The following is an 8,581-nucleotide window of genomic DNA, read 5'->3' on the forward strand; positions in this document are numbered from 1 at the left end:
ATAATGGGTGCTTTGGTGCCACTGCAGCTTTTCACCACTGCAGGCTGCCATCTGTGCGGGCAGCTCGAGGCAATGCTTGTGCAGTCAGGTGCGCAGGTGATGCTGGAGAAGGTCGAGATTGCGGATGACGCAGCGCGGGTAGCGCGTTATGCCACCCGTATTCCGGTGCTGAGGACGTCTGCAGGCGAGGAATATTCTCTTGCAGACACTTCCCAGACGCTGTCGGAGTGGCTGACCATGCAAGGTGTCGAGCTATCCGTGCCAGGGTTGGCATTGGCGCCACCACAAGATGCACTCGTCTCCAGGACGGCTGTCATGCGCAATGGACGCCGTTTTCTCAACTGAGGTCGAGTCCTCGGCTGAGAGAGGTGCCGCACATCAAAAGACCGCCCATGCAATCATGCACGAGCGGTCTTTTGGTATGTAGCGTTTGATATATGGCGCACGCCAGTATGTTTATGCTGAGAAGTCTAGCCTTCCAATAGCGACATCTGATGCATGGCGTCTTCAGCCTCGGGACTGTCGGCGGTTGCCTCAAGTACCTTGGTGAAGCCGCGTGAAGCCTGGATATGCGCAAGATCGCTGACCCAGGTCATGGCTTGTTCGTAGTTCTCGGCAAGGTCATGTTTCAGCCCGCCGAACTGGGTGCCAATCTGGCCCCAGGAGCGGCTGACGATCCAGTCGCCGAACATGTCCTGATGCACATGGACCAGAACGTAATCGTGGTGGCTTTCCCAGCGGATGATCACGCGTGACTCCCGAAGCGAGACTGTGATGGCCTGACGATTGTCGCAAGCTTGTGACGCCCACGACGTGCGCCTAAGATGGCACGGCGGCGGGCAGGAAATCATACCATTGTAATCTTCGCGAGCTTTGCGACAAGGTATGAGGCAATAAAAGCCGATACGTCAGTGTAATATGCCCGCAGCGCAACCCATTGCCACAGGAAGGAAAAGGCAACAGATGCACATCATCGTGGATGATAACGTCCCCTTGGCAGATGAATTCTTCTCCGAATTGGGTGAAGTGACCTGTCTGCCTACCAGTGAGATCAACAACGCCGTCCTCAAGGATGCCGACATGTTGATCTGCCGTTCCACGCTTCGAGTGGATGAGGCGTTACTGGCGGGTACTCGCGTACGCTTCGTTGGTTCACCGATCATCGGCACCGATCACGTTGACCTCGACTGGCTCGAGTCTGCGGGAATCCATTTCACCAACGCACCAGGTTGTAACGCCGATTCGGTGGTGGATTACGTGCTGTCGTCGTTGTGGCATCTGGCCGAGCAGGAAGGCTTTGATCTACAGCTCAACCGCCGCTTTGGCGTCATCGGTGCCGGTCAGGTGGGGTCGCGGCTGATCAAGCGGCTCGAGTCCCTCGGTGCTGAGGTACTGGTCTGCGACCCGCCTCGTGCTGAGGCCGAAGGGCAGGGCGATGAGAGCAAGAATGCGCCCCGCTTCGTTGATATCGATCAGCTGGTCGCGGAGTGTGATGTCATCTGTGTGCATACGCCGATGATCACTACTGGCGAGCACCAGACACATCATCTGATGAATGCGGAGCGCATCCATGCTCTCAAGCCTGGCAGCGTACTGTTGAGTGCCGGGCGCGGAGGCTGCGTCGATACTGCTGCGCTCAAGCAGCGCCTGCAGGAGTGTGGTGATCTGCTGACCGTACTTGATGTGTGGGAAAACGAGCCGGATATCGATGCCGAGCTTGCCTCGCTGGTGGATATCGCCACTCCGCATATTGCGGGTCACAGCCTGGATGGCAAGATGCAGGGTACTGAGATCATCTATCAACAGGCCTGCCGCTATTTCGGCTTGCCGGCACGTCGCAAATTGGGTCAGCTCAAACCTGATCCGTGGTTGCGCAAGCTGGTGTTGACGGGCTGGGCACCGCCCGAAGAAGCACTGGGTCTGTGCGTACGGGCCTGTTACGACGTGCGCCGTGATGTGTTGGGCCTACGTCGTTATCAGCGTCGCTTCGGTACTGCCGAAGGCTTTGTGCGCTATCGTCGCGAATATCCGCTGCGTCGTGAGTTTTCGACGTTGCGTGTTGAGCTGAAGAAGAACGCACGTGAACTGCGCGATGTTCTCGAAGGTTTCGGCTTCTCGCGCGTCAAGCTGGTGACCAAATGATGGGCTGAGCATTGCCCTCGGTCTTCAGTGTCTGTTCGTCTCGGCGCTACCCTTGTGTCATTCGCCCCTGTCGGTCATGCCGGCAGGGGCGTTTGCGTTTTGGCCGCGAGAAATGGTCGTTACGCTAGACGTTTCGGTCCGCGACCTTGGTCGATATAATGGCGCGCAATGTGCGACAAAGGTCGATGCTGGTCTGCAGTGACTGTTCCCGAAATACTGCAAGGCGACGCCTGAGCATAATTTGAGCGACCTTGCGGGCAAGTCATGCTGTGCCTGTCCCCGTATCCTATTCCTTCCGCCTGCCCTCATGTTTGTCCAGACGGTGCGTGACGGTATTCCTTTTTTCTGAAGATGGTTCCTTGCATGCAACAACAATCCGATAAGACCGGCGAGGGCAGCGTCTGCCGGCCTCCTTCTCTGCTGGATGCCCTGATTCCCATCGTACTGGTCATTGCCATGCTGGTGCTGGCGGTGGTGCTGTTCGGTGCAGATGCGTCGTGGGGCCCGAATCAGGTCGCGCTGCTCAGTGGTGGCATGATTGCGGGCTTGATAGGCCTCAAGAATGGCTATCGCTGGAGTGACATCGAAGACGGTATCAACAAGGGTATTCAGATATCGCTGGGCGCGATTCTGATCCTGCTTGCCGTGGGTGCCATGATTGGTACCTGGATTCTCGGGGGGACCGTGCCGGCGATGATCTACTACGGGCTGGATGTCATCGCGCCACAGTATTTCTATGCGTCTGCCTGTCTGCTGTGCGCACTGGTCGCACTGTCGGTGGGTAGCTCGTGGACGGTGGCAGGCACCATCGGCATCGGCTTGATCGGTATTGCGGATGGCCTGGGGCTGTCAGAGGCCATTACGGCAGGCGCGGTGATTTCGGGCGCCTACTTTGGCGACAAGCTCTCTCCACTGTCCGATACCACCAATCTCGCGCCTGCTGCCGCAGGCACGACGCTATTCGCCCATATCAGGCACATGCTGTGGACGACGGTACCGAGTCTGGTGCTGGCGATGCTGGGCTTCCTGTGGCTTGGCCATGACGCTGTCGCAAGCCTGCAGACACCTGAGCAGGTCGAGACGCTGCGTCTCCAGCTGGCCGAGCAGTTCAATATCGGGCTGCACCTGCTGATTCCGCTGCTGGTGTTGCTAGTCATGGCCGTGCGTCAGATGCCGGCCTTCCCGACCATCTTTCTTGGTGCAGTGCTGGGCGGTATCTTTGCAGTAGTGTTCCAGCCGCAGGCAGTGGTAGGGCTGGCCAATGTGGCGGACATGTCGACTGCCATGGCATTGCTCAAGGGCGTATGGATGTCGATGTTTGATGGCTACGTGTCGGCGAGTGGCGATGAGGTAATTGATTCGCTGCTCACCAAGGGTGGCATGAGCAGCATGCTCAATACCGTGTGGCTGATCCTTTCGGCGATGACCTTTGGCGGTGTGATAGAGCGTCTCGGCCTGCTGGAGCGACTGGTGCAGAGCCTGCTGGGGGCTACGCGCAATGCCGGCTCACTGATCATCACGACATTGGGCACCTGTCTGGCTTCCAACGTGGTGACGGGCGATCAGTACATCTCCGTCATTCTGCCCGGGCGCATGTATCGTGCCGAGTTCCGTCGTCGTGGCCTGGCGCCGGTCAACCTGTCACGTGCACTGGAAGATTCGGGCACCATCACCTCGCCGCTGATTCCGTGGAATAGCTGCGGTGCTTACATGGCGGCCACCCTCGGTGTCGCGACCCTGAGCTATCTGCCGTTTGCGCTGTTCAACCTGATCAATCTGGCGCTGGCCATCATCTACGCCATGGTCGGTTTCAAGCTGGAGCGCCTCGAGGAAGGTGAGCTTGAAGAGGAGGTGGAGCCGACGTCGCTGGCAGAGTCGCTGGTGTTGGAGACGCCGCATGAGCCGGTGACAGAGATGCGCTGAGTCGATTGTTCCTTCGGCACATGAAAAAAGCCCGGCACGTGCATCACGTGGCGGGCTTTTTCGTTTTCCGGCGATGAACACAATATTTACTTGTCAGCTGCCGCCTTGAGGGCTGCGATACGATCATCCAGTGGCGGATGACTCGCGAACAGCTTCTCCATCAGCTTGCGGCTCTGCCCCGTCGTGATGGCGAGCGCAGTCATGCTGTCTGGCATCTGGTCGGGTAGCGAGTGTTCCTGCTTGAGGCGTGCCAGAGCATTGATCATCGCCCCACTGCCCGCCAGACTCGCGCCGGCGGCATCGGCACGGTATTCACGCCAGCGCGAGAACCAGGCCACGATCATCGAGGCAGCCAGGCCCAGCACCATTTCCAGTACGAACACCACTGCCATATAGCCGAACATGCCTAACCCGCCATTGTTATTGCCCCGTTTCAGGAAGGCGTCGATGGCGTGTGCTGCTATACGCGCGAAGAACATCACGAAGGTATTCACCACCCCCTGAATCAGCGTCAGGGTCACCATGTCACCATTGGCGACGTGACCGATCTCGTGAGCGAGTACCGCACGTATTTCTTCCGGGCGCATACCATTGAGCAGGCCCGCGGAGACCGCGACCAGCGCGTCGTTGCGATTCCAGCCCGTCGCGAAGGCATTGGACTGTTGTGCCGGGAAAATGCCGACTTCCGGCATCTTGATGCCTGCATCACGCGCCAGTTCTGCCACGGTATCGAGCAACCAGCGCTCGGCATCGTTCTGCGGTTGTTCGATCACTTTGGTGCCGGTTGATGACTTGGCCATTCTCTTGGATAGAAACAGCGAAATCACCGAGCCCGCCATGCCGATGATGAAGCAGAAGATCAGCAGTGCGGTGTAGTTGATGCCATTGGCTTCCATATAACCATCGAAGCCCAGCAGGCGCAGCGTGACGCTAGCAGCAGTATCACCGCCAGGTTGGTGATCAGGAAGAGGGCTATCCGCATCATGGGGTCAGGTCTCCAGTGCCAAGGATTCGGTAAGGCGCAATTATCTGCCCGTCAGGCTGACAGTGATATGAATCACTGCCAGTGTGGCGGCCAGGAAAGCGTATATCGAACAGTGCGCCAATCGCTACTCGCGGGAGAGGCAGGCGTTCGAAGACTCGCTCAGGCCTTGCGACGACGGGCAAGGAAGCGCGCCAGACGATCAATCGCCTCTTCCAGCTGGTCAGCGTAGGGCAGGGTGACGATACGCAGGTGATCAGGGGTCGGCCAGTTGAAGGCAGAGCCCTGTACCAGCAGCATCTTTTCTTCCAACAGCAGTTCCAGCACCAGCTGTTGATCATCCTCGATGGGATACATTTCAGGGTCGAGACGCGGGAACATGTAAAGCGCTCCCTTGGGCTTCACGCAGCTGACGCCGGGAATCTCATTGAGTTTCTTCCAGGCCACGTCGCGTTGAGCCAACAGGCGGCCGCCCGGCAGCACCAAGTCATTGACGGACTGATAGCCTCCAAGTGCGGTCTGGATGGCATGCTGGGCAGGGACATTGGCGCACAGGCGCATGCTGGCCAGCATGTCGAGCCCGGAGATGAAGTCAGCGGCAGGGCGTTTGTCACCGGAAAGAATCATCCAGCCGGAGCGGAACCCTGCGCAGCGATAGCTCTTGGAAAGGCCGTTCATGGTCACGACCAGCAGATCATCAGCCAGCGCGCCAGTCGAGACGTGCTCGACGTCGTCATAGAGAATCTTGTCGTAAATCTCGTCGGAGAACACCACCAGGCCATACTCGCGCGCGACCTGCAGGATGTCTTTCACCACTGACGGTGGGTAGACCGCGCCCGTGGGGTTGTTCGGGTTGATCAGCACGATGCCCTTGGTGTGGGTCGTCACCTTGGCGCGGATATCCTCGATGGAGGGGGCCCAGTCCTGTGCTTCATCACACAGATAATGTACGGCACGGCCACCCGCCAGATTGGCAGCAGCGGTCCACAGCGGATAATCCGGTGCTGGCACCAGCAGCTCATCACCGTCATCCAGCAGTGCCTGCATCGCCAGCACGATCAGCTCCGACACGCCGTTGCCGATGTAGATATCTTCGATACCGACACCTTGAATGTCCTTGCGCTGACATTCCTGCATGATCGCCTTGCGTGCCGAGTAAAGCCCTTTGGAGTCACAGTAGCCTTGCGCCGTTGGCAGGTTACGCATCACATCTTGAAGAATCTCTTCCGGCGCCTCGAAGCCAAACGGCGCAGGATTGCCGATGTTGAGCTTGAGAATGCGATGACCTTCATCTTCGAGACGCTTGGCGTGCTCAAGTACCGGGCCACGAATATCGTAACAGACATTGTCCAGCTTGTGAGACTTGCGAATTTCGCGGGGCTTTCTTTGCTCGGTATCCATGATGCTTTCCGTAGATCTCCGTCACGTAAGGTGTAGGGGCGAGCGCCCAGCATATCGTGGTGCCCGCCCGTAGCGCCACGGCAAAGGGGTAATAGCGTGGTTAAATTTGTGGTTTGAAATATTCAGGCAGAAAAAAATCCTGCCAGAGGTTGCCTGGCAGGATTATTCACTGGCTTTAAGGCACCTCGAATGAGGTGAGATGGAGCACCGTGATGATTAGCGCGCTGTTTTCATTGCCTTATTGTGCCGGGCTACCGTCATTTTCAGGGCTGCCTGCCTGGGCAAGCCCTTCTTCCAGCTCACCGTTAGCTTCAGGAGTTGGCTCGGCCGGGATGTCAGCCGGGGTTTCAAGTGTCATGCGGCCCAGCTTGCCGTCGCGCAGCTCATGTAGCAGCACTTCAGCTCCACGATGCAGGTCAAGGCTCCCGCCCGCGCGCAGACCACCACGCTTGCTGGCAATCTCTTCCAGAATGGCCACACCATTGAAGCCTGACAGTGCCATCAGGTCCAACTTGCGCGGTCCATCACTCTCGACACGCTCAGCATCCGGATGAGCGGTGTAGGCCGGCAACGACTTCAGTTTGTAGCGCGCGGTCAGCTCGGTCGGGTAGCGCTTGGCCAGCTCAGCGGCCACGATCACCGCCACATCGGTGTAGTCGATGGCGGTGTCGCGAATGGCGCCGCTACCGGCAAGGCGATAGGCACTCGCCTGATCTTCTATCTTGGGCCACATCACCCCGGGGGTATCGATCAGTGCAATGCCCCCATCGATACGAATCTTCTGTTGACGCTTGGTGACGGCGGGCTCGTTGCCGGTCTTGGCGATCTTGCGTCCCGCAAGGCCATTGATCAGCGTCGATTTACCGACATTGGGAATGCCCATCACCATCACGCGCGCATCGCGGTCGACACGGATATGGCCGGCCATCTCGCGACATAGCCTGGGGATCTGCTTGAGGTCTCGGGCATCCAGTGTCGTGATTGCCAACGCGCGAGTATTGGGCAGGGCGTCAAAGTACTCGACCCATTCGCGTGTACGTATCGGGTCCGCAAGGTCAGCGCGTGATAGTAGCTTGAGCACCGGCTTGTGGCGGGTTAGCTCAGCCAGCACAGGATTGGTGCTGGAGTAGGGGAGGCGGGCGTCGAGTACCTCGATCACCACGTCGATCTCCGGCAAGGCGTCCTTTATCTGACGACGTGCCTTATGCATGTGCCCCGGGTACCAGCCCAGCATGTTGTTTCTCTCCTGCCGTCATGGGAAAAGACGGCTGTCCTGTAACCTCTGTCCTGCCCCTTCCCCTGATGTAAGGAAGATGGTGCAGAGACGCGTATGGCGACGCATTCTACCAGAGGCCGCCATCTCATGGGTTGGGCGACGCATGTCCATGATCCGCGGTGCCATGGCTTGGTATCAGTACTTCAATCGCGAACGGGCTTGAAGCGTAGCGAGATGGAGTTGATGCAATAACGCTGGCCGGTCTCGGTCGGACCGTCCGGGAATACGTGGCCTAGATGGGATTCACAACGACGGCAGCGCACCTCGACGCGACGCATGCCCATGCTGGTGTCGAAGTGTTCTTCGATGGCAGCGTCCTGATAGGGGCGATCAAAGCTCGGCCAACCGCAGCCAGCATCGAATTTGGTGTCGTTGTCGAAGAGCGTCGCGTCACAGCCGATGCAGTGATAGGTGCCAGCGGTCGGGCTGACTTCATGATCGCCCGTGAAGGGACGCTCGGTACCGGCTTCGCGGGCGACGCGATACTGTTCAGGCGTCAGGCGGGCGCGCCATTCATCTTCACTACGAGTCAGTTTGTCTTGTGCCTGATCAGCGCTAGACGGTTGATTCTGGGAGTCGTGCTCGTTCATGGGGAATCCTTCTCGAAAGATATATTTCGGGTCTGACCATCATGTACCGGACTTCCGTGTTTAGGAGGATGGGACCGAAATAGGTGGATGTCGTCATGGGTGACAACATATGTCTTAAGAATGCGGGCGCAAGGACGTGACCACAAGCCATGTATCCAATATGGGAAAAATCCTGTCGAAGCAGGGGGTTGACGAAAGGGAGGGCGCTTTGTAATATACGCGCCACCTCAACGAGGCAAGAACGTTACGTCCCATTCGTCTAGTGGT

General features: G+C 58.2%; 7 protein-coding genes and 1 pseudogene. 3 read left to right on the plus strand and 5 right to left on the minus strand.

Translation table 11 applies throughout. The annotated features are described in order from the left end of the window. Positions 1 to 15 precede the first annotated feature (15 nt). The gene (locus BF12_RS0116015) at positions 16 to 345 is read left to right on the plus strand and encodes a glutaredoxin family protein (RefSeq protein ID WP_169734544.1); all 330 of its coding nucleotides are present in this window, start codon (positions 16 to 18) and stop codon (positions 343 to 345) included. A gap of 125 nt (positions 346 to 470) precedes the next feature. Here BF12_RS0116015 and BF12_RS0116020 read toward each other — a convergent pair whose 3' ends face one another. Next, positions 471 to 749, minus strand: coding sequence for a WGR domain-containing protein (locus BF12_RS0116020; RefSeq protein WP_024953138.1), 279 nt, complete (start codon positions 747 to 749; stop codon positions 471 to 473). A 214-nt stretch (positions 750 to 963) separates the two neighbouring features. Between BF12_RS0116020 and pdxB the strand changes: the two genes are divergently transcribed. Both pdxB and nhaC read left to right on the plus strand, forming a co-directional pair. Continuing rightward, entirely contained in the window at positions 964 to 2,142 is a 1,179-nt protein-coding gene (gene pdxB, locus BF12_RS0116025; protein ID WP_024953139.1) for a 4-phosphoerythronate dehydrogenase PdxB, read from the plus strand. A 363-nt stretch (positions 2,143 to 2,505) separates the two neighbouring features. After that, on the plus strand, positions 2,506 to 4,065 hold the full coding sequence (gene nhaC / locus BF12_RS0116030) for a Na+/H+ antiporter NhaC (RefSeq protein WP_024953140.1): 1,560 nt from the start codon (positions 2,506 to 2,508) through the stop codon (positions 4,063 to 4,065). A gap of 86 nt (positions 4,066 to 4,151) precedes the next feature. Here the strand turns inward: nhaC and htpX are convergent. The 4 genes and pseudogenes from htpX to msrB form a co-directional block, all read right to left on the minus strand. Then, positions 4,152 to 5,050 (minus strand): annotated as a pseudogene (htpX, locus tag BF12_RS20590) (protease HtpX). A gap of 159 nt (positions 5,051 to 5,209) precedes the next feature. Further along, a complete protein-coding gene (locus BF12_RS0116040) occupies positions 5,210 to 6,448 on the minus strand; it encodes a pyridoxal phosphate-dependent aminotransferase (protein ID WP_024953141.1) in 1,239 nt (412 codons plus the stop codon). A gap of 238 nt (positions 6,449 to 6,686) precedes the next feature. Further along, positions 6,687 to 7,682, minus strand: a complete 996-nt coding sequence (ylqF, locus tag BF12_RS0116045; protein WP_024953142.1) for a ribosome biogenesis GTPase YlqF — start codon at positions 7,680 to 7,682, stop codon at positions 6,687 to 6,689. A 185-nt stretch (positions 7,683 to 7,867) separates the two neighbouring features. Continuing rightward, a complete protein-coding gene (gene msrB, locus BF12_RS0116050; RefSeq protein WP_024953143.1) occupies positions 7,868 to 8,314 on the minus strand; it encodes a peptide-methionine (R)-S-oxide reductase MsrB in 447 nt (148 codons plus the stop codon). Positions 8,315 to 8,581: the final 267 nt, after the last annotated feature.

Source organism: Cobetia crustatorum (genome assembly GCF_000591415.1).
In the GTDB taxonomy this organism is placed as follows: domain Bacteria; phylum Pseudomonadota; class Gammaproteobacteria; order Pseudomonadales; family Halomonadaceae; genus Cobetia; species Cobetia crustatorum.

What these genes read in the sequence shown, in the direction of transcription:
- nhaC (WP_024953140.1), top strand. Translation starts at nt 2,506, where the DNA reads ATGCAACAACAATCCGATAAGACCGGCGAGGGCAGCGTCTGCCGGCCT.
- pdxB (WP_024953139.1), top strand. Translation starts at nt 964, where the DNA reads ATGCACATCATCGTGGATGATAACGTCCCCTTGGCAGATGAATTCTTC.
- msrB (WP_024953143.1), bottom strand. Translation starts at nt 8,314, where the DNA reads ATGAACGAGCACGACTCCCAGAATCAACCGTCTAGCGCTGATCAGGCA.
- BF12_RS0116040 (WP_024953141.1), bottom strand. Translation starts at nt 6,448, where the DNA reads ATGGATACCGAGCAAAGAAAGCCCCGCGAAATTCGCAAGTCTCACAAG.
- ylqF (WP_024953142.1), bottom strand. Translation starts at nt 7,682, where the DNA reads ATGCTGGGCTGGTACCCGGGGCACATGCATAAGGCACGTCGTCAGATA.